Source organism: Aeromicrobium sp., from assembly GCF_036676885.1.
In the GTDB taxonomy this organism is placed as follows: Bacteria; Actinomycetota; Actinomycetes; order Propionibacteriales; family Nocardioidaceae; genus Aeromicrobium.
Genome location: NZ_JAKFCB010000386.1, coordinates 1 through 25,089, shown reverse-complemented (window position 1 = coordinate 25,089; position 25,089 = coordinate 1). Strand labels below are relative to the sequence as shown.

Genomic DNA, 25,089 nt, shown 5'->3' with positions numbered 1-25,089 from the left:
AGCGACGCGAGGCGTGAACCTCCCGGCTTCGGACTATCGCTGCTACCGGCATCCTGACCGCGAGGCCTACATCTCGTGCCAGCGCTGTGAGCGGCTGATCTGTCCGGAGTGCATGAACGACGCATCGGTCGGCTTCCAGTGCCCGTCGTGCATCGCCGAGGGAGCCAAGTCGGTGCGGGCACCCCGTACGCTCGCCGGTGGCGCGGTCACGGCCAAGGACAACGTGGTGTCGATGACCCTCATCGGCATCAACCTCCTGGCCTTCCTGATCCAGCTCGCCACCGGCGATCGTGCCAGTGACATCTATCAACAAGGTGCCATGCAGGGCTACGTCGTCGCCGACGGCGACTACTGGCGGCTGCTGACGTCCGCCTTCCTGCACGCCGGTCTCCTGCACATCGCGTTCAACATGTACGCGCTCTACCTGTTCGGACCGTTCGTCGAGCGCGCCCTGGGCACCTGGCGCTTCATCGTGGCCTACCTGACGATGGCGGTCTTCGCGTCGGTGTTCGTCTACGTCCTGACCGACCCCGCCATCGTGACGATCGGCGCATCGGGAGCGGTCTTCGGCCTGTTCGGCATGGCGATGATCTTCCTGCTCAAGGCCAAGCAGGACATCTCGACGTTGCTGGTCCTGCTGGTGATCAACGCGTTCCTCAGCCTGCGCGGCGGGATCAGCTGGCAGGGCCACCTCGGCGGCTTCGTCATCGGCTGCCTGCTGGGGCTGGCATTCGCGTACGCACCCCGCGAGCGCAAGCAGCTGGTCCAGGTCGTCGTGCTCGCAGCCGTGTGGATCGGCATGATCGCCACGATCGTCGTACGCACGGGACAGCTGACGAGTTAGTCCACAGGCTGAGTTACATGCGTGTGATTATCAACAGCTGTGCACACAGGTGTGGATAACTACACCGGTGTAACTCACTCCCATTTCATGGCGAACCCGAAGGCCGCCACGATGAAGCCCATGCCGATGACGAGGTTCCAGCTGCCGAGGTCGTCGTACCACTGCAGGAACGAGGGGTAGTCGATCACCTGGTTGCTCAGCGTGTAGAAGACGACGATCCAGATCAGCCCCACGACGCCCGACGTGACCATCGCCGGACCTGCCCAGCGGTTGCCGATCTTCTGGGGCTTCGGTGCCTTGGGGGCCTTGTCTTTCGCCACGACGTCTCCGGATGGTTGCTGCGGCTGTGCCGCATCGGTAGGTGCTCTCGGATAGCCTAGGCCATCGAGCGAGGAGGAGTTCGGCATGCCAAAGGCGGGGTCGCACGCACGCCAACGCTGGCCGCTTGCCGTGTTCGCGATCTTCGCGATCACGGGGTTTCTCTTCGTCGCCGCATCCCACAGTGCGCAGGGTGGCGACCTGCGGCCGGCCGGCGGTGATCCGGGCTCGTTGGCGCAGGAGCGCCGCGAACGGGTCGAGGAAAGGCGTGCCGACGCGCGCGATCTGCGCTCCGACATCGACAAGCTGTCGGCGAAGGTCTCCGGCGCCGACCTGAAGAAGCTCCGCGAGCGGGTCGACGAGCTCAAGGAGCCGACCGGACTGACGGCCGTCGAGGGCCCCGGGGTCAGGGTGACCCTGACCGACACGCCCAACCCCGACGCGTTCCCGGACGCCAACCCCAACTTGCTCGTCGTCCACCAGCAGGACATCCAGGCATTCGTCAACGCGCTGTGGGCCGGCGGCGCCGAGGCCGTCACGCTGCAGGGTCAGCGGCTCATCTCGACGACCGGCATCAAGTGCGTCGGCTCGACCGTGGTGCTCGACGGCGTGCCCTACACGCCGCCCTACGTCATCGAGGCGATCGGCGACACGGTCGACATGAATGCGTCGCTCCTGACGTCTCCGGGCACCGTGACGTACGCCGACTACGCCGTGAGCTACAACCTCGGCCTCGAGATGGAGAACGTCGAGGAGATCAAGGCCGAGGCCTACGCCGGGACCGTCAGCCTGCGCTACGCCGACGCCACGAACTAGCCGCCGTCGGCCTCGGTGCCGAGGACACCGGTGCCATCAGTCGCGGCGCCGTCGGCGTCCCCCGGGTCGGTTCCGTCGCCGGGTTTGGCCGACACCGTGAGCTCGATCGTCGTGCCCGGTGAGACCTTCTCGTTCGGGGCGATCGACTGCGCGATCACGGTGCCGTCAGGCACGGTGGCGGCCGGATCGTCCTTGGTCGTGACCTTGAGCCCGAGATCCTCGAGCGCCTTGGTGGCGTCCTCGACGGTCTGGTTGACGACGTTGGGCACCGTGACCTGACCCCGCGAGGTGATGAGCTCGACCGTCGAGCCGACGTCGACACTGTCTCCGGCGGGCGGGTTGCTGTTGATCACCTGGTTGCGGGGCAGGTCGCTGTCCTGGAGCTGCTTCTTGACCTTGAGACCCTTGGCCTCGAGGTTGTCCTTGGCCTCGGAATACGACAGGCCCTGCAGCGCTGGGATCTGCACCTGCTTGGGGCCGTCGCTCACGATCAGCGTGATGGTGCTGCCCTCGTCGACCCTCTCCCCTGCGGGCGGGTCGGTCTCGATGACGAGTCCCTCGTCGACCTCGCTGCTGGCCTGCCGCTGGATGTCCTTGCTCACGACGAACTCCGGCTCGAGGGCCCGCGTTGCGCTCTCGACGCTCTTGCCACTGACGTTGGGGATCTCGGCCTGCGCGGGTGCCGGCGGTGCCTCGGTGGCCTTGTAGATCGCGAACGCGATGCCCGCGAGCAGCAGCACGGCGATCGCACCGATGATCCACCACTTGGCGCGGTTCTCGGGCTCATCGCCCTCTTCGTCCGGGTCGGGCTCGGCTCGGCGTGCCCCGCCGGCGACCGGCAGGATCGGAGCAGCCGGCGCGACCGAGGTGGCACCGACAACTGCGGTGGCCGCGGCCGGCACCTCGACGGCCTGGCCGGCGAGCACCCGCTCGATGTCCTTGCGCATGTCGGCGGCGCTCTGATAGCGGTCCTCGACGCGCTTGGCGAGGGACTTGGCGACGACGCTGTCGATCGCGGCACTGACGTCGGGGTTGAGCTGCGACGGCGGCCGGGCCTCCTCGCGTACGTGCTGGTAGGCCACCGAGACCGGGCTGTCGCCGACGAACGGCGGACGACCCGTGAGGAGCTCGTAGAGCAGGCAGCCGGTGGAGTAGATGTCGCTGCGGGCATCGACGGTCTCACCGCGGGCCTGCTCCGGCGAGAGGTACTGGGCGGTACCGATGACCGCTGCGGTCTGCGTCATCGCCGACGACGTGTCGGCGATCGCGCGGGCGATGCCGAAGTCCATGACCTTGACCTGGCCCGACGGGGTCAGCATGACGTTGGCGGGCTTGATGTCACGGTGGATGATGCCGGAGCGGTGGCTGTAGTCGAGGGCGCTCAGCACGTCGGCCGTGATCGACAGGGCGCGCTCGGGCAGGATCTTGCGGCCGTTCTCGGCGCCCCGCAGGATGTCGCGCAGCGTCTGGCCCTCGACGTACTCCATGACGATGTAGGGCACGTGGCTGCCGTGCTTGTCGATCGACTCACCCGTGTCGTAGACCGCGACGACCGAGGGGTGGTTGAGCGCTGCGGACGACTGGGCCTCGCGACGGAAGCGAGCCTGGAACGTGTCGTCAGCGGCGAGGTCGCCGCGCAGCTGCTTGACCGCAACGGTGCGGCCGAGGCGCAGGTCGCGGCCGACGCGTACGTCGGCCATGCCGCCGCGTCCGAGCAGGCCACCGAGTTCGTATCGGCCGCCCAGGCGGATGGTCTCGTCGCCGGATTCGGTCATGATGTCAGTCTCCCAGAAGGTGTGGTGAGGATTCCTCGACAGGGGCGTGAGGGCCCACCGTCGTCAAGTGTGCTGGTATGTCGGGGATAAACGGTCAATTCTCGAGCACCTGCTCCATGACTGAGCGGGCGATGGGGCCCGCCAGGCGGCCGCCGGCGATCTCGTCGCGGGCGGTGTCGCTGGACTCGACGAGCACCGCGACAGCGACCTTGGGATCGTCCGCCGGGGCGAACGACACGAACCAGGCATAGGGCGGTCGGTCGGGTGTCGACTGGGCGGTGCCGGTCTTGGCGCCGACGTCGACGCCGGCGATCCGGGCCGACGTGGCGGTGCCGCGGGTGACGGTGCTGATCATCATCTCGCGGAGCTTGGCGGCGTTGGAGCTGCTCATGGCCTGGCTGAGGCGCTCGGGCTGCGCCTGCTCGAGCACCCGCAGGTTGGGCGAGCGGACGGTCTTGACGACGTACGGCTTCATGACGTCGCCGCCGTTGGCGATGCCGGCGGCGACCATCGCCATCTGCAGGGGCGTCGTCGCGACCTCGAACTGTCCGATGCCCGTCTGGGCGAGCTGCGGCGCCTCGAGCTTGTTGTCGCCGGAGGTGAACCGGCTGGCGCTGGAGGCCAGGCCCTCGATCGGGTCGGTGCCGAAGCCGAACTTGGTGGCCTGCTCGGCCAGCTTCTCCTGGCCGACCTTGCCGGCGAGCGCGCCGAATGCGACGTTGCACGAGACGTTGAGCGCGCGCTCGAACGTGATGCGGTCACCGCCGCAGTTGCCGCCGTTCTCGTTGGGCAGCGAGTACTGGATGCCGGGGAACGTGAGCCGGGCGCCGGCCTTGATCCGGTCGTCGATGTTGTCGACGACGCCGTTCTCGAGGGCGGCGGCGGCGGTGACGAGCTTGAACGTCGACCCGGGCGGCAGCGTCTGCTGCGTCGACCGGTTGATCAACGGCTCGTCCTTGTCCCTGCTGTAGGTCTCGTACGACTTGACCACATCGCTGAAGTCATGGCTGGCGAGACGGTTGGGGTTGTAGGTCGGCTGGCTGACCATCGCGAGGACGGCACCGGTCTGCGGGTCGAGCGCGACGACGGCGCCCTTGGTGTCCTTGCCGAGGCGCTGGAGGCCTTCGGCCGCAGCCTTCTGCGCGAGCGGGTCGATCGTCAGCTCGACGCTGCCGCCCTTGGGCTGCTTGTTGGACACCAGGTCGACGACGCGGTTGACGAACAACCGGTTGTCACTGCCGGACAGCACGCGGTTCTGCGAGTTCTCGAGCGCGCTCGGACCGTAGATGTAGGAGAACGAACCGGTCAGCGGGGCGTAGAGGCCGCCCTCGGGGTAGCGCCGCTGGAACTTGTACTCGTCCTTGGACTTGACGCTCTCGGCCACCGGCTCGCCGTCGACCAGGATCGCCCCACGGTCGCGGGAGAACTCCTCGTCGATGACCCGGCGGTTGCCGTTCTTGTCGTTGAGGCTGTCGGCCTCGACGAACTGGACGTAGTTGATGTTGAGCAGCAGTGCGGCGAACAGCACGAGGCAGGCGATGGCGATGTTGCGGATGGGACGGTTCATGACAGCTTCACCACCTGGGTCTCCTCGTCGCTGGCGAACGTGGAGATCTCGGGGGCCGGCCGGCGGGTCTGGTCGCTGATGCGCAGGAGCAGGCCGATGATCGCCCAGTTCATGACGACCGACGACCCGCCCTGGGCCATGAACGGGGTCGTCAGGCCGGTCAGCGGAATGAGCCGGGTGACGCCGCCGATGACGACGAACACCTGCAGTGCGAACGAGAACGCGAGTCCGGCGGCGAGCAGCTTGCCGAACGCGTCGCGGCAGGTCAGCGAGATGCGCAGGCCGCGCTCGACGATGAGTCCGTAGATCAGGATGATCGCCATGAGCCCGGTCAGGCCGAGCTCCTCACCCATCGACGCGGCGATGAAGTCGGAGAACGAGTAGGGCGTGAGCTGCGGGCTGCCCTGTCCGAGGCCCTTGCCGAGAATGCCGCCGTGCGCGAGGCCGAACAGGCCGTTGATGATCTGGCCGTTCCGGTCGGGATCGGAGAACGGGTCGAGCCAGGCGTCGAAGCGTACGCGCACGTGATCGAACGCGGCGTAGCCGAAGTAGGCGCCGGCGCCGAACAGCAGCGCTCCGACGACGAGCCAGCCGGGGCGCTCGGTGGCGACGTAGAGCATCACGACGAACAGGCCGAAGAACAGCAGGGACGAGCCGAGGTCGCGCTGGAACACCAGGATCCCGACGCTGATCAGCCAGCCGGCGAGGATCGGCCCGAGGTCGCGGCCGCGTGGCAGGTCGATGCCCATGATGCGGCGGCCGGCGAGGGCGAGGGCGTCACGCTTGACGACCAGGTAACCCGCGAAGAAGATCGCGAGGCACACCTTGGCCGCCTCGCCGGGCTGGAAGCTGAACGGCCCGAAGTTGACCCAGATGCGGGCGCCGTTGATCGTACGCCCGAAGTAGGGCAGCAGCGGCAGGATCAGCAGCGCGATCGCCGCGACGCCGAACGTGTAGGTCAAGGTCTGCAGCCGGCGGTGGTCACGGACCAGCACGAGGATGCCGGCGAACGCGGCGATGCCGATCGCGGTCCATACGAGCTGCGAGTTGGCGAACGCCGCGCGCTCCGGGTTGATCTGCTGCCGGCCGAGGTCGAGCCGGTAGATCATCGCCAGGCCGAGGCCGTTGAGCGCGATGACCAGCGGCAGCAGCACGGGATCGGCGTAGGGCGCGACCTTGCGCACGGTCAGGTGGGACAGGATCGCGACGACGATCAGCGCGCCGCCGAGCTTGTAGGTGTCGGCGGGAATCGTGCCATCGACGCCGAGGCCGACCGAGGCATAGGCCGCGATGCCGATGAACACCGCGAGCACGGTCAGGAAGAACTCGGCTCCCCGCCGTTTGCGAGGAACCCATGCGGGTGACGTCATCGCTGCCATGTCGCGTTGGACGCGGTCGACTTGGTGGTCGCGGTGGGCGTCGGGGTCGGCGTGGGCGTCGGCGTGGGCGTCGGCTGGATCGCGAGCTGGTCGAGCTCGGCGACGGTCTTCTCGGCATCGGCCTTGCTGGAGGCCTCGATGCCGGCCTCGACCTGCTGGCGGCGGAACTCCGGGAGCGTGTCGAGCTCGACGTCGGTCACCTGCTCGACGTGTTGCAGGTCGATGCCCGGGATGTCGGCCTGCACGCCCTTGAAGATCGTGACCTTGCCGTCCTGGGCGGCGACGAAGTACTGCTTCTGGGACCAGTTGTAGGCCCACGCGCCGCCCGCGCCGAGGATCAGCGCGACGACGATGATCGCGGCGGCCCAGCGCAGCCAGCGCAGGCGGCTCGGCGGTCGCGGCGCGTAGCGGAGCTCCTCGGGGTCGTACGAGTCGGACGCCGTCGTGGTGGTGGAGTCGCTGCCACTCGTGCCCTCGCCCGTGCGTGGGCGGGCCTGTCCCGCGGCCGCTCCCACGAGCTGCGGCTGGCCGTCGGATGACGACAGACGCTCGTCGGGCTCGGTGCCGGCCTCGACGAACTCGCCGATGACGACCGTGACGTTGTCGTAGCCGCCGGCCTCGAGCGCGAGGCGTACGAGCTCGGTCGCGGCCATGTCGATGGTCTCGGACTGGAGCGCGCCGCGGATCACGTCGTCGGTCACCATGTCGGTGAGCCCGTCGCTGCACAGCAGGTAGCGGTCGCCGAGCATCGGCTGGACCCAGCTGAGGTCGGCGCCGTTGTCGTCGCGTCCGAGCATGGCGCGCAGGATCAGCGAGCGGTGCGGGTGCACGCGGGCCTCGGCCGGCGAGATCCGGCCCTCGTCGATCAGGCTCTGGACGAACGTGTGGTCCTTGCTGATCTGGGTCAGCTCGCCACCGCGCAGACGGTAGACCCGCGAGTCGCCGATGTGGGCGAAGGCGAATTTCTGGCCGTCCCAGACGAGAGCGTCGAGCGTCGTGCCCATCCCCTCGACGGCGGGATCCTGGGCGATGAGCTCACCGAGGCGGGTGTTGGCCTTGACGACCGCCTGTTCCAGCGCGGCCATCGCGTCGTCGCCGACGGTGTCGGTGTCGAGCCCGCGGATGATGTGCATGACCTCGGACGAGGCGAGGTCTCCGGCCGCGGCACCACCCATTCCGTCGGCGATGACCAACAGGCGAGGGCTCGCGTAGCCGGAGTCCTGGTTGGCGGATCGGCGCAGACCCGTGTCGGTGTGCGCGACGTATCGGAAGGTCAGTGCGGTCATGGGCTACTTCTGCAGCTCGACGATGGTCTTGCCCAGTCGTACGGCGATGCCGAGGCCGATCGGGACGGGCGAGGTGATGCGCTGGCTGCCGAGGTAGGTGCCATTCGTCGAACCGAGGTCCTCGACGAACCACTGTTCACCATTGGTCGCGAACCGCGCGTGGCGGGTCGACACGTAGTCGTCGTCGAGCCGGATCGCCGCGTCGGTGCCGCGGCCCAGCAGGATCGGCTTGTCGCCGAGCGGAACGCTCTGTCCGGCGTTGGGACCCGAGACGACCTGGAGCTTCGTCGGCACTCCGCGCGGTGCCCTGCGGTTCTTGGACTTCGCGGGCGCCTTCTGCTTGTTCTTGGCCGGCTTCGGCGCCGCCGGGGCCTTGGTGCCGAAGATGTCCGAGCGGATGACCGAGACGGCCGACAGCACGAACAGCCACAGCACGGCCAGGAAGCCGAGCTTGATCAGCGTGAGGGTGAGCTCTGACATCTACTGGCCGGCCTCGGTCATCCGGATCACGATCACGGTGTTGCCGAGACGGATCTCGGACCCGTCGGTCACGACTCCCGTGGCGACCTTGTGACCGTTGAGGACCACGCCGTTGGTGGAGTTGAGGTCGACGATCGTCACGGTGGTCTCCGATCCGCTCTGGTGGATCTTGATCTCCGCATGCCGCCTCGAGATGCCCGGATCGTCGATCTTGAGGTCGGCCTCGTTGGACCGGCCGATGACCACACCCGGTGGGTCGATCGGGTGCTTCATGCCGTTGACCTCGAGCAGCACGTTGGAGCTGCGGATCGCGGTCTCGGTCATGCGCTGGCCGGCGACAGGTGTCACGGAGGCGTTGGTCTTGCTACGTACGCGGAAGCGTCCCGTGCTGAGCTCGCCGGTCTTGGTGAACGAGATCTCGAGCGGACCGGCCATCGTGTAGCGCTGCTCGCTCACGTGCTCCTTGACGAGCGTCGCCAGCTCGTCGGCCAGCGTCGTGCTGAACGGGTTGAGCCGGTCGAAGTCGGGCGGGGACAGCTCGACGGTGAAGACATTGGGCACGAGCATCCGCTCGCGCGACAGGATGTGGGCCGAGTTGTCGACCTCGCGCTGCAGAGCGGCGGCGATCTCCACCGGCTGCACAGCGCTGCGGAACGCTCGGGCGAACGCGCTGGTCACCGCGCCCTCGAGGCGTTGTTCGAATCGCTGCAGCACCCCCGCCATCAGCCTCCGCCTTTCCCATTGTCGTGGTCGTACCCTGCGATCGTATCGGGAGCGCCCATCCCCGCTACCTCGCCCGCAGTGACGGGCGTGAGGAATAGCACCTCAATCAGCCTGTTAGACTTGCGAACCGGTCCTACGGGACCATGCGCGGGTGGCGGAATGGTAGACGCGCTGGCTTCAGGTGCCAGTGTCCGCAAGGGCGTGGGGGTTCAAATCCCCCCTCGCGCACAGAACTTCATACGAACGCACGTTGCCCGGATCCCACACGATCCGGGCAACTGCTGCAAGTGGGGCTCGGCAGTGCGGGCGCGACGACTCCGCATGGCCCGTGCGGCCGCGGACTTAGGATGCGGCATGGTGGAGATCGCCCCGGCCGATGATGCGCTGAAGGAATGGTTGCTCGCAGGCGACGTGAGCATTCGCTGGCAGGTCATGCAGTACCTGATCGGAGCTTCGCCGGCCGAGGTGGCCGCCGAGCGCGAGCGGGTTGCGACCGAAGGATGGGGCGCCAGGCTGCTGGCGGCACAGGACACGGACGGGCTTTGGGCCGGCGCGCTCTACAGCCCCAAGTGGACCTCGACGACGTACACGCTGCTCCTTCTGCGCCGACTGGGGCTCGCGGCCGACAACAGCCAGGCCCGTCGCGGTTGTCGGCGACTCTGGGAAGCCGCGTCGGATCACGGCGGTGGCCTGAATCTCGCGAAGAGCATCCGGGAGCCCGAGACCTGCATCACCGGGATGCTCGTGCTGCTCGCCACGACCTTCGGGGGCGCCGAGGACCGGGTGGACCGCACCGTCGACTGGCTCCTGGAGCAGCAGCTCGCCGACGGCGGATGGAACTGCGAGACGCTTCGCTCGGGATCGCGCCATGGGTCGTTCCACACGAGCATCACGGTGCTGGAGGCGCTGCTGGCCTATCGGGGGACAGGCGGCACTCCGGTGAACGAGGCGCTGGCGAAAGGCGAGGAGTTCTTCCTGCGTCATCGACTCTTCAAGTCGCACCGGACCGCTCGGGTCGCGGACGAGGCATTCACCCGCTTCCCGTTCCCGCCCCAATGGCATTTCGACGCCCTCCGTGGCCTGGAGTACTTCCAGTCGGCCTCGGCAGCACGGGACGACCGGCTGAAGGACGCCGTGGATCTCGTCCGAGGACTCCGGCGGCCCGACGGGACGTGGCGTCGGTACCGGCCCTACCCGGGCCGGACGTGGTTCGAGATGGAGCCGGCCGGGCCCAGCCGCTGGGCGACACTCCGGTGTCTTCGAGTCCTGTCCTGGTGGGACGATGCGCCGGCACCTCGAGGCCGGTGAGCGGGAACGACAGAACCCCCGGACCAGTGAGGTCCGGGGGTCCTGCCATTCCTCGTGGCTACGCCTGTTCGGCGTCGAGGGCGGCTGACACGCGGCGGTGCGCCTCCCAGATCTCTTCGGGCAGGTTGTCGAACTGCTTCAGGTGCTCCTCGCGGAAGCCCATCTCCTGACGCCAGCGCTCGGTGTCGATCGACAGGATCGTCTCGAGGTCCTCGGGCGTGATGTCGACACCGTCGAGGTTGAGCTCCTCAGCGGTCGGGATGATGCCGACCGGGGTCTGACGACCGGTGACCTCGCCGGCCTTGAGCTGCAGGAGCCACAGGAGCGGACGCAGGTTGTCGCGGTAGCCGGGCCACAGGTAGTGACCGTCCTGGGGATCCTTCTGGAACCAGTTGACGTGCGCGAAGATCGGCAGGTCCTTGGCCGCCCCGACGATGTTGAGGTAGTGCTGGGCGTAGTCACCCTCGCCGTACGCCATGAACGGGCGGTTGGACATCGGGTCGTAGCGCAGCATGCCCTCGACACCCTCGGCCGCGGACGTGGCCTCGGCGCCCAGCGTCAGGCCGTCGTAGACGCCCTCGGCCAGGTCCGTGATGGCCCGGATCAGCGGCTCGCGGTCGCGCGTGCGGCCGCCGAAGATGATCGCGTCGATCGGCACGCCGGAGGCGGCGTTGTAGTCGTCGGCGATGTTGGGGACGTTGTCGAGCTGCGTCGTGAAGCGGCTGTTGGGGTGGGCCCACGGGCTGTCGTCGCCGGCTTCGCGATCGGCGATCGGGGCACCCGTCCAGTCGAGCCAGCCATGGTGGTCGGCCGGCGGGTGGGGCGTACGGCCCTCCCACCAGACTTCGTGCGTCACCGAGTTGTAGGCGATGTTGGTGAAGATCGCCTGCGTGCCCTCGGCCACCGACGCGAGCGCTGTCGGGTTGGTGCCCTCGTTGGTGTCCTTGGCCACGCCGAAGACGCCGTACTCGGGGTTCATGCCGTAGAGCTTGCCGGTGGCCTCGTCGACCCACAGCCAGGCGATGTCGTCGCCGTAGAACGACACGTGATAGCGGTCGCCGAGCACGTCGGGAGCCAGCATCATGGCGAGGTTGGTCTTGCCCGAGGCACTCGGGAAGCCGCCACAGATGTGGTACGTCTTGTCGGTCTGCTTGTCCTTGATGCCGATCAGCATGTACTGCTCGGCGAGGAACTTGCGCGAGGCCCAGCCGTCGTACGCGGCCTGGCGCAGGCCGTGCGCGATCTTGCCGAGCAGGGCGTTTCCGCCGTAGGACGAGCCGAAGTGCAGGATCGTACGCTCATCGGCGACCGTCACGAAGTAGCGCTGGTCGTTGGGGGTGCCCTGACCGAGGTGCTCCAGGTCACCGGTCACGTGCACGGCGCGGACGAACTGCTCGGGGTCCTCCAGTGCCTCGAGAAATTCTGCGCCGACGCGTGCCATCCGGATCATGTGGAGCACGACGGTGCGGGTGTCGGTGACCTGCACGCCGGCGGCCCACGGCGCGAGGGCGTTGCCGGGAGGTGACATCAGGTAGGGGATGACGTACATCGTCTTGCCCGCCGACGCTCCGCGCATGCGGTCCTCGAGCAGGGGCTTCATCTCCGAGGCCGGGCGCCAGTTGTTGTAGACGCCCTTGTCCGCGGGATTGTTGGTGGCCACGATCGTGCGCTCCTCGGAGCGCGCGGTGTCCTTCACGTAGCTGCGTGAGTAGTAGAGCCCCTCGCCGGCCGGCTCCAGCTCACCGGCCTCGAGCGCCTCGGCGATGAGCCGGGCGTCGTCGGCGGCGCTGACCACTTCGACCCGTTCGGCTCCGGTCAGATTGGCCCAGTGGTGCACGTACTCGCGCACATGTGGGTTCTTGAGTCCTGCTTCGTCCAGTGCTGCGTCGACATCAACCATCGCTCGATCATGCCCTCTCCACTCGAAGAACGCACGGTTCAACGTCACACGTGGCATATGTCTCGTGATTTGTCTTTGCGGACTGCAAATTCAGCGTGTCCGTGCGTGTCTTGCGCACCGTATCGTAATTGAAGAGTTCTTCAAGTGATGTATTCTACAAGTGACATAACCAACAGTCGCCGAGGATGCATCCATGAAGCCGAGCGTGCCGCTCTACCAGGCCAAGGCCGAGCTCTTCCGCACCCTGGGGCACCCCGTCAGGATCCGGGTTCTGGAGCTCCTTCAGGACGGCCCGCGACCCGTGCGCGAGCTGCTCACCGAGATCGAGGTGGAGTCCTCGAGCCTGTCGCAACAGCTCGCCGTGCTCCGACGGGCGGGTCTGGTCACCTCGTCGCGTGACGGCGGGGCCGTCCTCTACACACTCGCGACGCCCGATGTCGCGCAGCTGCTGCTGTACGGCCGCCGCATCCTCGCGTCGATGTGGACCGGCCAGGAGGGCCTGCTCGCGGAGCTGCGCGAGTCGGCGCAGGAGGTGTGAGCCGCTTCGGGTCCACCTCGACCGCCGAGTTCCTGGGCTCGGCGTGGGCCAGGTGCGCCCAGCTCCTCCCGCGCCGAGGCGACCTGGCGGCGATGCGCCGAAGCCCCAAGCAGGATCTGGTCGCAGGTCTGGCCGTCGCCATCGTGGCGCTGCCGTTGGCCCTCGCCTTCGGGGTGGCCTCGGGGCTCGGCGCCCAGGCCGGTCTCGCAACCGCCGTCGTGGCGGGGATCGTCGCTGCCGTGTTCGGCGGATCCCATGTTCAGGTCTCGGGACCCACGGGCGCCATGACGGTCGTGCTGGTCCCCGTCGTGCACCACTACGGTGCCGCGGGTGTGCTGATGGTCGGCATGTTGGCCGGCGTCGTCCTGGTCGCGATGGCGGTGGCCCGGATGGGCCGCTACGTACGCTTCCTGCCGGTCTCGGTCATCGAAGGGTTCACCGCCGGGATCGCGGTCGTCATCGCACTGCAGCAGGTGCCGGCTGCCCTGGGTGTCCGGGATGCCAGCGGTGACAAGGTGTGGGCGATCGCCGCAGATGCAGTGCGCCAGTACGTCCAGCACCCTCAGGTCGCACCGCTGGTCGTGGCGCTGGCCGTTGCCGCCCTGATGCTGGGTGGCGCTCGGTGGCGTCCCGGCGTGCCGTTCTCCCTGGTGGGTGTCGCCATCGCGACCGTCGCGGCGAGATACTTCGACCTCGGGCTGGTCCCGATCGGTCACCTGCCGGCCAGCCTCCCGGCGCCATCGCTCGACTTCGTCGACGCGGGAGCGGTGAGTTCGCTGATGGCCTCGGCGCTCGCCGTCGCTGCCCTGGCCGCACTCGAGAGCCTGTTGTGCGCGACCGTCGCCGACGGCATGAGTGTCAGCGAGCACCACGACCCGGATCGTGAGCTGTTCGGCCAGGGGATGGCAAACCTGGTGGTTCCGGTCTTCGGCGGGGTGCCGGCCACCGCGGCGATAGCCCGCACCGCCGTCAATGTGCGCGCCGGCGCCAGGTCGCGGCTGGCCGCGGTCATCCACTCGATCGTGCTGCTGGCCGCGATCTTCGCGTTGGCGCCGTTGGTCTCGGACATCCCGCTTGCGGCGCTGGCCGGTGTCCTGTTCGCGACCTGCGTGCGCATGGTCGAGACCGGCTCGATCGTGGCCCTGATGCGGTCGACGCGCTCGGATGCGCTCATCGTCATCCTGACGTTCTCGGTCACCGTCGCTCTCGACCTCGTGACAGCCGTCGGTGTGGGCGTCGGCCTGGCGGTCATCCTGGCACTTCGCGCCGTGGCGCAGAGCGCTCGGCTGGAGGAGGTACCGCTCGAGAGCGGGGACCACACCGTCGAGGAGCATGCGCTGCTGAGCGAGCACATCGTGGCCTACCGTCTCGACGGTCCGCTGTTCTTCGCCGCGGCGCACCGGCTGCTGCTGGAGCTTCCGGAGATCGCCGATGTCAAGGTCGTCATCCTCCGTATGTCCCGGGTCACGACGCTGGACGCCACCGGGGCACAGGTGCTCGGCGACACGATCTCCAGGCTCGAGCACCGAGGCATCGTGGTGCTGCTCTCCGGCATCGCACCGGGGCACGACGAGGTGCTGGCGTCGCTGGGTGTCGCGGACCATCTCCGCAACCGGGGCTTGATCTTTGCCGACACGCCTGCGGCGATCACGCACGCGCGGAAGGTGCTCGCCGAGCTGTCGGTCTAGAGCAGGCCGCGTATGTACTCGGCCTGGCCGAGGTGCTTGAGGTCGTCGCCGATCACGCTGACCAGGCGAACCGCGAGGGTCACCGGCGGGTCCCACGAGTCATCGACGATGCGGTCGAGGTCGGCGCCGGTGAGCTCCTGGACGTAGCGGAGCGTCACATCGGTCACTGCCTGGGCGTAGCCGACCAGCAGCTCGGCCTGCACGTGGACCGTGTCGACGTCATCACGGCTGTGCCCGTAGCCCGTGGCCCGCTCGCTGAACGGCAGGCCGAACCGCTTGTGCCAGCCGGCGGACGACCAGACCTCGGCGGTGCCGGCCGCGTCGGCGACGTGGTTGTCCTGCACCCGCATGAGGTGCCAGACCAGCCAGCCGATCGTGTTGGCGCCCGGGGCGATGCGGTGGCTCAGCTCGCTCGGTGAGAGCCCGTCGACCACCATGGCGGTGCCCTCGTTGATGCGGCCGAAGGAGTCGACCAGCAGGTCTGCGGCAGAGGTCATGGTCCCTACCTTATGGTTTGCGCGCTCACGAACCAGGCCATTTGCCGGTCATGCGCTGGAAGCCCTTGGCGCCCTGGCGCTCGATGATGGCCTTGACCCCGGCGAAGATCGCACCCTGCAGCAGCGCTGCCAGCAGGATCTCCTTGAACGGATACTCCGACTGCAGGGGCGTCGGCGGGTCGGCCTCCTTGCCCGCGCTGATCCGTTTCCAGACCTGCTTGAACACCATCGAGGCGATCAGGCCTCCGACGATCGAGCTGACGATGCCGACGGGCCGGTAGAGGATCTTGGCGGAGGTGCTGGGCTGCCGGGCTGCGGGCATGTCAGCTGGCGACCTTGTGGCGGGTCAGCGCGGCACGCTCGCTCTCGGTCAAGCCGCCCCACACCCCGTAGGGCTCCTGCACCGTCAAGGCGTGCTCGCGGCAGCGCTCGATCACCGGGCACGAGAAGCACAGCTTCTTGGCGTTCTGCTCCCGGCGCGCGCGCTTGGCACCCCGTTCGGCTTCCGGTGAGAAGAAGACCTCGCTGTCGGCGCCCATGCATGCGCCTTGGTACTGCCACTCATACACCTCGATGAGCGGGAGCGGGAGTCTCTTGACGTTGACCATGCGGGGGTATTGCCCCCGGCTTGCGTTTTCAAACATCTGTGGATCAGATCGTTCTCCGCTGGTCAGAACCCCTGTCCGGATGCATGCCGGATAGCCTGACGGGCATGACCGAACCCCGCGTCCTCACCGAGATCGACGGCCCGATCGCGTACGTATGGCTCAACCGTCCGGACAAGCTCAACGGCGTGGACCTCGAGCTCATCACCGAGCTGATCGCCGCCGCGGAGGCGCTCAAGGGCAACCGCGACATCCGAGCCGTCGTGCTGCAGGGCAAGGGCCGCTCGTTCTGCGCCGGCCTCGACTTCGCCGCCGCGTTCAAGGACAAGAAGAAGGTCGCCCGGTTCTTCTTCGCCGGGCCCCGGACGGTCAACCAGTTCCAGAAGGTCACCGCGATCTGGCGAAGCCTGCCGGTGCCGGTGATCGCCGTGGTGCAGGGGCACTGCTACGGCGCGGGGCTGCAGCTCGCCGCCGGTGCGGACTTCCGGTTCACGACGCCGGACTCGACGTGGTCGATCCTCGAGGCGAAGTGGGGCCTCGTCCCGGACATGGCCGGCACCGTGCCGTTCAACGAGCTGCTCCCGGCCGATGTCGTGATGCGGTTGTCGATGACCGGCGAGTCCCTGACGGGTCAGCGGGCGGCCGAGCTCGGCCTGGCGACGGAGGTCAGCGACGACCCGCTGAAGGCCGCCCTGGCGCTCGCCGACCAGATCATTGAGCGCTCACCGGACTCCGTCGCGGCCACCAAGAAGCTGATCTACGGCAACCGCCATCGCAGCCTCCGCAGGGCGTACCGGCTGGAGCGCAGGCTGCAGCGGGCGATGTTCAAGTCGGGCAACACCACGATCGCCCGCAAGGCCGGCATGACCAAGGAGGCCCCTGTCTTCGGCCCACGGACGTTCGATTGAGGGCTCTGCGCCTGCGGTTGTTACTGTGTTCGGCGTGACTGAACAACAGCCCTCCAAGAAGGTCGCCAACCAGTACGAGCGTGGCTACGACTACACGAAGTACTGGGACAACCGCGACTACGAGAACGCCGCCGAGCACATCGCGATCCGGCGACTGCTGAAGGGCAACCACTACCGCAAGGCCGCCGACATCGGCGGTGGCTTCGGTCGTCTGTGCATCCTCCTGCGTACGTTCTGCGACGAGGTCACGCTGGCCGAGCCGGCCGCGACCCAGCTCGAGGCGGCCAAGAAGGTGCTCGAGGGCACCGACATCAAGCAGGTCCAGATGCAGGCCGACGACCTCAAGTTCGAGGACGGCGAGCTCGACCTGGTCACGATGATCCGGGTCATGCACCACCTCCCGGACCCGACGGCGGAGTTCGCCGAGATCTCGCGCGTGCTCGCGCCCGGCGGCACGGCGATCATCGAGGTCGCCAACTACGGCCACTTCAAGAACCGTCGCCGCCACAAGAAGCAAGGCACGCCGCTGCCGACCGAGCCGGTCAACATCCGCAAGGCCAAGGCCGACGAGCCCGACGCGATCGCGTTCGTCAACCACAACATCGACACCGTGGTCGGTCAGCTCGACGCCGCGGGGCTCAAGCTCGAGAACAAGCTCTCGGTGTCCAACCTGCGCAGCCAGACCCTCAAGAGGGCCCTGCCGACCAGCGCGATGCTGGCCGCCGAGCGCCTCACGCAGCGCCGCCTCGCGCGCAGCAACTTCGGCCCGAGCATCTTCCTCAAGCTGCGCAAGCCCTGACCTCCTACTCGACGATCGCCCGCGCCGCCTCCGCAGAGCTGGAGGTCAGACGGTCGCGGTTCCTGTGCGACCTGCAGCGTGTCGAGTCGGAGGAGGACGCGCGTACGTTCATCGAGTCCGTCCGCAGGCGGCACCACACCGCCCGGCACCACTGCACGGCATTCGTGATCGGCCCGGACTCTGCCCTGCAACGCTCGAACGACGACGGTGAGCCGGCCGGCACGGCGGGCGCGCCGATGCTCGAGGTGCTCACCCGGCGAGGCGTCACCGATGTCGTCGCGGTCGTGACGCGTTGGTTCGGCGGAACGCTGCTCGGAGCCGGAGGTCTCGTGCGGGCGTACGGCGAGGCGGTCGGGCTGGCGCTCGACGCGGCCGGCCTCCAGCGTCGGGAGCTCCGCCACCTCATGACGGTCACCGTCGACGCGGGTCGGGCCGGGGTGCTGGACAACCGGCTGCGGGCCCTCGGTGAAGTGACCGCGGTCGCGTACGGAACCGATGCGGTCTTCACCGTCACCGTTGCCGATCCGGACGTCTTCACGGGTGAGGTCGCCCGCGCGAGCGGGGGCGATGCCGTCGTCGAGCGGGCGGGAACCGCGTGGGTCGACGCCTAGGTCTCTAGGCCGAGGCGAAGCGCTGGGCCGAGCGAGCCTTGGCCTTGGCGGCCTCGACCTCGCGGTCCTTGGGCGGCGCGGTGGTCACCAGGTCCTGGAGGAGATGCCCGGTGATGTGGGCGATCTCCGCGACGGCCCGGTTGAACACCTCTTCATTGGCCTTCGACGGCTTGGACGCCCCGCTGATCTTGCGGACGTACTGCAGCGCCGCGGCCTGCACCTCGTCGTCGGTCGCGGCGGGCTCGAAGTTGTGGAGGGTACGAATGTTGCGGCACATGCGTCAACCCTAGAACTCCGAGCCCGCCGACGACAGGGTTCTAGCTCTCCTCCCACCAGTCGCGCGCGGCATCCGCACTGTCGGGGTAGTCCGCGAAGATCCCGTCGAGGCCGGTCGCGAAGTACGCGTTGAGCTCCCCGAAGATGTCGCCCTTCGCGTTGGGGTCGGTCCCGTCGCGGAAGTCCGCCGGCAGGAACTGGTTCTCGTCACGGAACGTGTAGGCGACGACCTTGAGGCCGGCCCGGTGGGCGTCCTGGACGACCGACGTCGGCGCCTTGAGGAACCCCTGCGCGTCACGCGGGATGATGCTGCTCTTCTCGGGGCCGAGCCAGTCGGCGTACGTCGCGACGTCCCGCAGTCCGGCCGGCGACATGAGGTCGGCGTACGTACGCGGGTCACCGACGGCCACCAGGTCATACGGTGCGCCGGACGCCGAGGTCAGCTGGACGAGCGACACGGGGGTCCGCTGGGCGAGGCTCCGCAGGTTCGAGGTCTCGAACGACTGGATGACGACCTTGGCGTGCTTCGTGTTGAGCCCGGCCTTCGTGAGCGATCGCAGGAGCGGCTGCTCGAGCGGCAGCCCGATCGACTGGAAGTACGTCGGGTGCTTGGTCTCCGGGGCGACACCGATCGGGCGGCCACGCCTGCGGCTCTCCGACGTGGCGAGGGCGAGGACCTCGTCGAACGTCGGGATGTCGTACCGGCCGTCGTACCTCGTGTTGCCCGGCCGTACGGCCGGGAGCCGCTCCTTGGCCCGCAGCGTCTTGAGCTCCTGCAGCGTGAAGTCCTCGGTGAACCAGCCCGAGATCGGCCGGCCGTCGACCGTCTTGGTCGTCTTGCGCTGCGCGAACTCGGGGTGGTCGGCGACGTCGGTCGTGCCGCTGATCTCGTTCTCGTGGCGGGCGACCAGGACGCCGTCCTTGGTGCTGACCAGGTCCGGCTCGATGTAGTCGGCACCCATCCTGATCGCCAACGCGTACGCGGCGAGGGTGTGCTCGGGCCGGTAGCCGGAGGCGCCGCGGTGCGCGAACACCGTGATGGCCTGGTGGTCGGTCGTGGTGGCGGGTGCCTTCTCGGCGGTCGCGGGCACGGCGACGGCTCCGGAGACGATGGCGGCGCCGCTCAGCGCGAGCGCGGTGCGGCGGACGTACGGATGAAGTGTCATGCCCCGAGTCCAGGGGCGGCGGGTGACGTACGCGTGCACGTGACGCCGACGCTCGATGAACTCCTAGAGGACGTCGAGGCGTTTCAGCACGGCGCGGACGTGCTTGAGCGCATTCTTCTCGGTGAGCCCGGTGGTGTCGTCGAAGTAGAGGCCGTCGCCGATCAGCTGGATCGTGCGGGCCAGCGACTCATCGCCGAGGTGCTCTCGCAGGACCTGGAACCAGCCCTCGCGAAGATCGGCGAGCGCCGCCGAGGCCCGTGAGTCGTTCTCCTGGGCGATGCGGCCGGCGGCGACGAGCGCGCGATCGAAGTCGCTGCCGGTATTGACCGAGGTGGCCAGGTAGAACTCGACCGGGCCCTTCTTGGCCGTGCGCATCTTGGCGACGTCTGCCTCGCCCTGCTCGCGGAGCCTGGTCAGCATGCCCTCGACGAGCTCGTCCTTGCTGTGGAAGTGGTAGAGCAGGCCGCCTTTGGACACCGCGGCCTCGGCGGCGACGGCGTCGAGCGTCGCGGCGCGGCTGCCGGCGGTGACCAGGAGGGTCTCGAAGGCGTCGATCAGGCGGTCTCTCGTCGAACGCTCGGTGGCCGCCATGGGCACACCTTACCGAGAGGAATATCACCAGGCCGACGGTCGTTCACTGTACCGTCCAGACGGTATAGTTGACCGTCCGAACGGGAGGAGGCCCCATGACCACGATCGACCCGCGCTACCGCGCCGAACAGCTCGTTGCACCACGCGCCGGAGTGCGCGAGTGGCTGGCACTGGGCGTGCTCATGCTGCCTGTCCTCCTGACCTCGATCGACAACACCGTGCTCAGCTTCGCCCTGCCGCAGGTCAGCATCGCGTTGCACCCGACCGGCGAGCAGATGCTCTGGCTCGTGGACATCTATCCCTTGATGCTCGCCGGCCTGCTGGTCGCGATGGGCAGCGTCGGCGACCGCTTCGGCCGGCGCCGGTTGCTGCTGATCGGCGCGGTCGGCTTCGGGATCGCGTCGGTCTGCGCGGCATTCAGTCCGAGCGCCGAGGCGCTGTTCGCCTCGCGCGCCCTGCTCGGCGTGTTCGGCGCGACGCTGATGCCGTCGACGCTGTCGCTGATCCGCAACATCTTCATGCACCGTGACGACCGGCGGATCGCGATCGCGACGTGGGCGGCGATGTTCGCCGGTGGCGCAGCGCTCGGCCCGGTCATGGGCGGGTGGCTGCTCGAGCACTTCTGGTGGGGATCGGTGTTCTTCATCAACGTGCCGATCATCGCGATCTTCCTGGTCGCCGCGGTGTTCCTGCTGCCGGAGTCGCGCGACCCGCGGCCGGGCCGCATCGACGTCCTGAGCATCGTCCTGTCGATGACCGCGATGCTGCCGTTCGTCGTCGGGATCAAGCAGGTCGCCGAGCACGGCTTCAACGACGCGGCGCTGATCGGCTTCGGGGTCGGCATCGCCAGCGGTGTCCTGTTCGTACGCCGGCAGCGCCGCCTCGTCGACCCGATGATCGACATGACGCTGTTCTCGGACCGGGTCTTCAGCGGTGCGATCGTCGCGAACCTGCTGAGCCTGATGGGCTACGCCGGATTCATGTTCTTCGCGGCGCAGTTCCTGCAGCTCGTGGTCGGCCTGTCGCCCTTGTCGGCGGCGTCCGTTCTGCTGCCGGGTCTGCTCGTCACGGTCCTCGCGGGGTTCGCGGCGGTGCGCCTGGTGCGGTTCTTCCCGGCGCGGGCGCTGGTGGCCGGCAGCTTCGGCCTGTCGGCGGCCGGGTATGCCATCGCGGCCTTCATCGGCACACCCTCGACGGTGTCGATCATGATCGCGTTCTCGGTGCTCGGCCTCGGGATCGGCCTGGCGGAGACGCTGACCAACGACCTCATGCTGTCGAGCGTCCCGCCCTACAAGGCCGGAGCCGCATCCGCGATCTCCGAGACGGCGTACGAGGTCGGTGCCGTGCTGGGCACCGCGGTGCTCGGCAGCATCCTGACCTCGACGTACCGGTCGCACCTGACCGTCCCTGCAGTGGCCCAGTGGGGCGACAACGACTCGTCGTTCGAGACGCTGGGCGGCACCGTCGAGTACGCCAGGTACTACCCCAACAGCGTGGGCGAGGCGATGCTGCGGTCAGCGCATGAGGCATTCGACCTCGGCGTGCAGCTCACGTCGGCGACGGCGATCGTCGTCGCCCTCGCCGCGGCCCTCGTGTCGTGGCGGACCCTCAAGGGTGCCTGAGCCAGCACTCTCCGGTCGTGTCGAGTCCCAGTGAGGTGAAAGGGTCGCTCAACCACCGGCGGCGACGAAGCCTTGCGCCTTGGCCCCGGAGGTGTCGAGGCTGTCGCCGAGCCTGCTGAGGGCCGCACCGACATTGCCCAGGATCTCGGCGAGCCCGACCAGGTCGTCGGCGAGACCACCCAGGCCGGACGTCGTGTCGCGGATCGTCTTGGCCGCGCCCCCGAGCTGCTTCGCCGGACCGCCCATCATGGGCACCTTCTCGACGTCGTCGGCTGCATCGGCGACGAACTTCGCGACAGTCGTGAGGCTGTCAGCGATCGCGCCGAGGGTCGTGGCACTGCTGCCGAGCCGGGTGGTGGCGCCGGACCTGCCGTCCTCGCCGACCAGGGCCACACCCGCGGCGCGCGCCTGGTCGCCGGCCTCGGAAAGGCCACTGGCGAGCGCACGGATGAAGTCCGGGATCTCCTTGGCGAGCTTCGCGCTGTTGGCGAGGTCGTCCCGGTTGTCCCACACCAGATCGACGACCTGCTGCACCTTCTTGATGTCAAGGTTGCCGCCAAGCAGCTTTCCGAGGTTGACCATCGTGCACTCCTGTCGCTTCGAGTGCACAGCACCCTAGGGCACCGGCGGGAAGAGGTCCTCGAGCTCGCGTTGCACGTGCAGGCGGGCCGGGTTCTCGTGACTCGACGTGCGCCACAGCGAGCTCAGCCGCCGGGTCGGGGTGGGGTCGACGACCGGGATGGCGCGGACGCGCGGCGGGAGTGCTGCGCGGCCCAGTCGTGGGACGAGGGCCACTGCGACGCCGTGCTCGACCATCGACTCGTGGGTCGAGTACGAGCCGTCGAAGTACCGGATGTCCGGGCGCTCGCCGTGCATCGCGAACATGTGGAGCAACCAGTCGTGGCAGATCGTCCCGGCCGGCGTCGTGATCCACCGCTCGCCCACGAGGTCCATGGGCGTGACCGAGTCCCGCAGGGACAGGCGGTGGTCCCACGGCAGTAGGACGTCGGCCCGGTCGATGTGAAACGCCAGTCGCTCGAGGGTCGTCGGCACCTCCAGCGGCATGGTGCTCCAGTCGTGCACGATCGAGAGGTCGGTGCCGCCGCGCTCGACCAGCGTGACGGCTTCGCGTGGATCGACCTCGTTGACCATGACATCGAGATCGGGCGCCGTCGATCGGAGCCGCGCCAGCAGGGGTGCCACGATGCCTCGGGAGGCCGTCGAGAACGACGCGATGCGGAACGTGCCGCGCAGCTCCTCGGCTCCGCCGACCGCGAGGTTCTCGACCTGTTCGAGGTCGGCGAGCAGCAGCGCGCCCCGCTCGGCGAGCAGACGCCCCCGCTCGGTGAGGATGACGCTGCGGCCGACCCGCTCGAGCATCGGAGACCGGCTCTGCCGCTCGAGCTTCTTGATCTGCTGCGAGACCGCCGACGGGGTGAAGTCGAGAGCCGCGGCGGCCGACACGATGCTGCCGTGGTCGCGTACGGCGATCAGCGAACGCAGCGCTCCCAGGTCAATCATGAAGCAACTGTACGCTGTTACGTGCAGAAACCATCGCTGGTACTTCATCGTTGAGCGGGAGAGACTGGGGCCATGTCGCTCAAGCACAGCCTGCTCGCCCTGCTCGTCATGCTGGTGTGGGGCGCCAACTTCGTCGTGATCGACGAGGGCCTCGCTGACGTCCCGCCGCTGCTGTTCCTGGCGATGCGCTTCACGCTCGTCGCGCTGCCGCTGGTGTTCTTCGTGCCGATGCCCCGGGCGGGCTGGCGCAACGTGGTCGCGGTCGGCTCGTTCATGAGCCTCGGCCAGTTCAGCCTGCTCTACATCGCGCTGCACCTCGGCATGCCCGCCGGTCTCGCCTCACTGGTGCTCCAGGCGCAGGTGATCTTCACGATCGTCATCGCCGCGTTCGTCATCAAGGAGCACCCGAGTCGCCGCCAGGTCGTGGGCGCGACGATCGGCACGGCCGGACTCGCGCTCGTCGTGATCGCCCACGGCGTCTCGGCGCCGGTCGTCCCGGTCCTCGTGATGCTGGGCGCGGCGATGTCGTGGGCGATCGGCAACGTCATCGCCCGTCGGGCCGGGGTGGCCTCGGGCCTCTCGCTCGTCGTGTGGTCCGCCCTCGTCGTGCCGCTCCCGGCGCTCGGCTTGTCGTTGCTGGTCGACGGCACCGACGAGGTCGGGCGCGCGTTGACCCACCTGTCGGGCACGGCGATCGCCAGCACGGCCTACACCGCCATCGGTTCCTCGCTGCTGGGCTACGGCATCTTCAACTCATTGTTGGCCCGCTACACGGCGAGCGCGGTTGTCCCGTTCGTCCTGCTCGTCCCGATCGTCGGGATCGCGACCGCGTGGGTCGTGCAGGACGAGGTGCCGAGCGGGCTGGAGCTCGTCGGTGGGGCGATCATGCTCGCCGGCGTCGCGGCGGCAACTGTCAGCAGACGACGCAGGGTCGGTGCTACGCGAGAAGAGCAGATCTCGCCATCTTCGAAAGCCGAGCTCGCATCGCCGACTCGCTGATGCGGGCACTGTGCGGGGTGGAGTTGAGCAGGCCGAACGTCGCCTGGACGACGGCACGGGCCTCGGCAGGATCCAGATCGCCACGCAGCCGGCGTACGACGTCGACCCAGATGTCGATGTAGGCCAGCTGCAACGACCGCACCTCCTTGCGACCGGTCGCATCGAGGTTGGTCCACTCCCGTTCCTGGATCACGATGAGTGCCGGATGGCCGAGAGCGAAGTCGATGTGCCAGGCGATGAGGGCGTCGAGGGCCTGCCCGGCATCAGGTGCTGCGAGGCTCCGGGCCCGACCTTCGGTGAGGAGCCGCTCGCTGATCGCGGTGAGCGACTGCGTGAGGATGTCGTCCTTGCCGGCGAAGTGCTTGTAGAGCGCCGGGCCGGAGATCCCGCAGGCGCCGCCGATGTCGTGGACCGAGACACCGTGGAAGCCCCGCTCGGCGAACAGCTCTGCGGCTGTGTCGAGGATCTGCTGGCGACGAGGCGTGGTCACGAGTCCACTGTAGCGGATGTTGGTTAACGGCTGTTAACCTGTCGGCATGCGTGAACTCGTCGAAGAGCTCAGGACCCGGCTCGCCACCGTCCGGCAGGGCGGCAGCGAGGCGTCCCGCGAACGACATGCCGGACGGGGCAAGCTCCTTCCGCGTGACCGGATCGATCATCTGCTCGATCCCGGCTCACCGTTCCTGGAGATCGCACCCCTGGCGGCGTACGAGATGTATGGCGGCGAGGTTCCGAGCGCCGGGATCGTCACGGGGATCGGCCGGGTCAGCGGGCGCGACTGCGTCATCGTCGCGAACGACGCCACGGTCAAGGGCGGCACCTACTATCCCCTCACGGTCAAGAAGCACCTGCGCGCCCAGACGATCGCGCAG

The 25,089-nt window shown here is 68.3% G+C and carries 28 protein-coding genes and 1 tRNA gene; 12 read left to right on the top strand and 17 right to left on the bottom strand.

The window, feature by feature from the left end:
* Nucleotides 1-844, top strand: an 844-nt coding sequence (locus tag V6M46_RS18555; RefSeq protein ID WP_332667831.1) for a rhomboid family intramembrane serine protease, incomplete at its 5' end; no start/stop codon positions are given.
* A gap of 74 nt (nucleotides 845-918) precedes the next feature.
* Here the strand turns inward: V6M46_RS18555 and V6M46_RS18550 are convergent.
* Nucleotides 919-1,164, bottom strand: a complete 246-nt coding sequence (locus V6M46_RS18550; protein WP_332667829.1) for a cell division protein CrgA — start codon at nucleotides 1,162-1,164, stop codon at nucleotides 919-921.
* Between the two features lie 85 nt (nucleotides 1,165-1,249).
* Here V6M46_RS18550 and V6M46_RS18545 point away from each other — a divergent pair, with 85 nt between their 5' ends.
* Nucleotides 1,250-1,978, top strand: coding sequence for a DUF881 domain-containing protein (locus V6M46_RS18545; protein WP_332667826.1), 729 nt, complete (start codon nucleotides 1,250-1,252; stop codon nucleotides 1,976-1,978).
* Here V6M46_RS18545 and pknB read toward each other — a convergent pair.
* The 6 genes from pknB to V6M46_RS18515 all read right to left on the bottom strand — a co-directional run bounded on the left by pknB (nucleotide 1,975) and on the right by V6M46_RS18515 (nucleotide 9,188).
* Complete coding sequence (pknB, locus tag V6M46_RS18540) at nucleotides 1,975-3,753, bottom strand: Stk1 family PASTA domain-containing Ser/Thr kinase (protein WP_332667824.1); 1,779 nt, start codon at nucleotides 3,751-3,753, stop codon at nucleotides 1,975-1,977. The two genes, V6M46_RS18545 and pknB, sit on opposite strands and share 4 nt — an antisense overlap.
* A gap of 94 nt (nucleotides 3,754-3,847) precedes the next feature.
* The gene (locus V6M46_RS18535) at nucleotides 3,848-5,320 is read right to left on the bottom strand and encodes a peptidoglycan D,D-transpeptidase FtsI family protein (RefSeq protein ID WP_332667822.1); all 1,473 of its coding nucleotides are present in this window, start codon (nucleotides 5,318-5,320) and stop codon (nucleotides 3,848-3,850) included.
* Nucleotides 5,317-6,690 (bottom strand): FtsW/RodA/SpoVE family cell cycle protein, encoded by a 1,374-nt coding sequence (locus tag V6M46_RS18530; RefSeq protein ID WP_332667820.1) that lies wholly within the window; start codon nucleotides 6,688-6,690, stop codon nucleotides 5,317-5,319. The genes V6M46_RS18535 and V6M46_RS18530 overlap by 4 nt, the downstream gene beginning before the upstream one ends.
* On the bottom strand, nucleotides 6,687-7,985 hold the full coding sequence (locus V6M46_RS18525) for a PP2C family protein-serine/threonine phosphatase (protein WP_332667818.1): 1,299 nt from the start codon (nucleotides 7,983-7,985) through the stop codon (nucleotides 6,687-6,689). Before V6M46_RS18525 ends, V6M46_RS18530 begins: the two co-directional genes overlap by 4 nt.
* Nucleotides 7,986-7,988: 3 nt before the next feature.
* Nucleotides 7,989-8,465 carry an FHA domain-containing protein FhaB/FipA gene (locus tag V6M46_RS18520; protein ID WP_332667816.1) on the bottom strand — a complete coding sequence of 159 codons (477 nt, stop codon included), beginning with the start codon at nucleotides 8,463-8,465 and terminating at the stop codon, nucleotides 7,989-7,991.
* Nucleotides 8,466-9,188: a DUF3662 and FHA domain-containing protein gene (locus tag V6M46_RS18515; RefSeq protein ID WP_332667814.1), complete on the bottom strand. Its 723-nt coding sequence runs from the start codon at nucleotides 9,186-9,188 to the stop codon at nucleotides 8,466-8,468.
* Between the two features lie 145 nt (nucleotides 9,189-9,333).
* Between V6M46_RS18515 and V6M46_RS18510 the strand changes: the two genes are divergently transcribed.
* Both V6M46_RS18510 and V6M46_RS18505 read left to right on the top strand, forming a co-directional pair.
* A tRNA-Leu gene (locus tag V6M46_RS18510) sits at nucleotides 9,334-9,416 on the top strand.
* A 126-nt stretch (nucleotides 9,417-9,542) separates the two neighbouring features.
* Complete coding sequence (locus V6M46_RS18505) at nucleotides 9,543-10,496, top strand: hypothetical protein (protein WP_332667811.1); 954 nt, start codon at nucleotides 9,543-9,545, stop codon at nucleotides 10,494-10,496.
* A gap of 58 nt (nucleotides 10,497-10,554) precedes the next feature.
* On the opposite strand, the gene V6M46_RS18500 is transcribed toward V6M46_RS18505, so the two are convergent.
* Nucleotides 10,555-12,396, bottom strand: coding sequence for a phosphoenolpyruvate carboxykinase (GTP) (locus V6M46_RS18500; protein WP_332667808.1), 1,842 nt, complete (start codon nucleotides 12,394-12,396; stop codon nucleotides 10,555-10,557).
* A 193-nt stretch (nucleotides 12,397-12,589) separates the two neighbouring features.
* On the opposite strand from V6M46_RS18500, the gene V6M46_RS18495 reads away from it, so the two are divergent.
* A complete protein-coding gene (locus V6M46_RS18495; protein WP_332667806.1) occupies nucleotides 12,590-12,934 on the top strand; it encodes an ArsR/SmtB family transcription factor in 345 nt (114 codons plus the stop codon).
* Entirely contained in the window at nucleotides 12,931-14,622 is a 1,692-nt protein-coding gene (locus V6M46_RS18490; protein WP_332667804.1) for a SulP family inorganic anion transporter, read from the top strand. Before V6M46_RS18495 ends, V6M46_RS18490 begins: the two co-directional genes overlap by 4 nt.
* Here the strand turns inward: V6M46_RS18490 and V6M46_RS18485 are convergent.
* From V6M46_RS18485 to V6M46_RS18475, 3 genes are read right to left on the bottom strand one after another with little or no spacing between them, the layout of a single operon-like run.
* Entirely contained in the window at nucleotides 14,619-15,119 is a 501-nt protein-coding gene (locus V6M46_RS18485; protein ID WP_332667802.1) for a mycothiol transferase, read from the bottom strand. The genes V6M46_RS18490 and V6M46_RS18485 overlap by 4 nt on opposite strands.
* Before the next feature lie 25 nt (nucleotides 15,120-15,144).
* On the bottom strand, nucleotides 15,145-15,441 hold the full coding sequence (locus tag V6M46_RS18480) for a DUF4235 domain-containing protein (RefSeq protein WP_332667800.1): 297 nt from the start codon (nucleotides 15,439-15,441) through the stop codon (nucleotides 15,145-15,147).
* 1 nt (nucleotide 15,442) lies between these two features.
* Nucleotides 15,443-15,727 (bottom strand): WhiB family transcriptional regulator, encoded by a 285-nt coding sequence (locus V6M46_RS18475; RefSeq protein WP_332667798.1) that lies wholly within the window; start codon nucleotides 15,725-15,727, stop codon nucleotides 15,443-15,445.
* A gap of 104 nt (nucleotides 15,728-15,831) precedes the next feature.
* On the opposite strand from V6M46_RS18475, the gene V6M46_RS18470 reads away from it, so the two are divergent.
* The 3 genes from V6M46_RS18470 to V6M46_RS18460 are packed head-to-tail and all read left to right on the top strand — an operon-like array spanning nucleotide 15,832 to nucleotide 18,042.
* Nucleotides 15,832-16,632 carry a crotonase/enoyl-CoA hydratase family protein gene (locus V6M46_RS18470; RefSeq protein ID WP_332667796.1) on the top strand — a complete coding sequence of 267 codons (801 nt, stop codon included), beginning with the start codon at nucleotides 15,832-15,834 and terminating at the stop codon, nucleotides 16,630-16,632.
* A gap of 34 nt (nucleotides 16,633-16,666) precedes the next feature.
* A complete protein-coding gene (locus tag V6M46_RS18465) occupies nucleotides 16,667-17,431 on the top strand; it encodes a methyltransferase domain-containing protein (protein WP_332667794.1) in 765 nt (254 codons plus the stop codon).
* Nucleotides 17,428-18,042, top strand: a complete 615-nt coding sequence (locus V6M46_RS18460; protein WP_332667834.1) for a YigZ family protein — start codon at nucleotides 17,428-17,430, stop codon at nucleotides 18,040-18,042. The genes V6M46_RS18465 and V6M46_RS18460 overlap by 4 nt, the downstream gene beginning before the upstream one ends.
* A gap of 4 nt (nucleotides 18,043-18,046) precedes the next feature.
* On the opposite strand, the gene V6M46_RS18455 is transcribed toward V6M46_RS18460, so the two are convergent.
* The 3 genes from V6M46_RS18455 to V6M46_RS18445 form a co-directional block, all read right to left on the bottom strand.
* Nucleotides 18,047-18,319, bottom strand: coding sequence for a DUF2277 domain-containing protein (locus tag V6M46_RS18455; protein WP_332667792.1), 273 nt, complete (start codon nucleotides 18,317-18,319; stop codon nucleotides 18,047-18,049).
* Between the two features lie 40 nt (nucleotides 18,320-18,359).
* Nucleotides 18,360-19,484, bottom strand: coding sequence for a glycerophosphodiester phosphodiesterase (locus V6M46_RS18450; RefSeq protein ID WP_332667790.1), 1,125 nt, complete (start codon nucleotides 19,482-19,484; stop codon nucleotides 18,360-18,362).
* 63 nt (nucleotides 19,485-19,547) lie between these two features.
* A complete protein-coding gene (locus V6M46_RS18445; protein ID WP_332667788.1) occupies nucleotides 19,548-20,075 on the bottom strand; it encodes a TetR/AcrR family transcriptional regulator in 528 nt (175 codons plus the stop codon).
* A gap of 95 nt (nucleotides 20,076-20,170) precedes the next feature.
* On the opposite strand from V6M46_RS18445, the gene V6M46_RS18440 reads away from it, so the two are divergent.
* The gene (locus V6M46_RS18440; RefSeq protein WP_332667786.1) at nucleotides 20,171-21,697 is read left to right on the top strand and encodes an MFS transporter; all 1,527 of its coding nucleotides are present in this window, start codon (nucleotides 20,171-20,173) and stop codon (nucleotides 21,695-21,697) included.
* Between the two features lie 48 nt (nucleotides 21,698-21,745).
* Here V6M46_RS18440 and V6M46_RS18435 read toward each other — a convergent pair whose 3' ends face one another.
* Nucleotides 21,746-22,279: a hypothetical protein gene (locus V6M46_RS18435; protein ID WP_332667784.1), complete on the bottom strand. Its 534-nt coding sequence runs from the start codon at nucleotides 22,277-22,279 to the stop codon at nucleotides 21,746-21,748.
* Nucleotides 22,280-22,312: 33 nt separating this feature from the next.
* Complete coding sequence (locus V6M46_RS18430) at nucleotides 22,313-23,218, bottom strand: LysR family transcriptional regulator (protein ID WP_332667782.1); 906 nt, start codon at nucleotides 23,216-23,218, stop codon at nucleotides 22,313-22,315.
* 72 nt (nucleotides 23,219-23,290) lie between these two features.
* Here V6M46_RS18430 and V6M46_RS18425 point away from each other — a divergent pair, with 72 nt between their 5' ends.
* A complete protein-coding gene (locus tag V6M46_RS18425) occupies nucleotides 23,291-24,217 on the top strand; it encodes an EamA family transporter (RefSeq protein WP_332667781.1) in 927 nt (308 codons plus the stop codon).
* Here V6M46_RS18425 and V6M46_RS18420 read toward each other — a convergent pair.
* On the bottom strand, nucleotides 24,156-24,707 hold the full coding sequence (locus tag V6M46_RS18420; protein WP_332667780.1) for a TetR/AcrR family transcriptional regulator: 552 nt from the start codon (nucleotides 24,705-24,707) through the stop codon (nucleotides 24,156-24,158). The two genes, V6M46_RS18425 and V6M46_RS18420, sit on opposite strands and share 62 nt — an antisense overlap.
* 46 nt (nucleotides 24,708-24,753) lie before the next feature.
* Here V6M46_RS18420 and V6M46_RS18415 point away from each other — a divergent pair.
* On the top strand, nucleotides 24,754-25,089 hold a 336-nt coding region (locus V6M46_RS18415; protein WP_332667778.1), incomplete at its 3' end, for a carboxyl transferase domain-containing protein.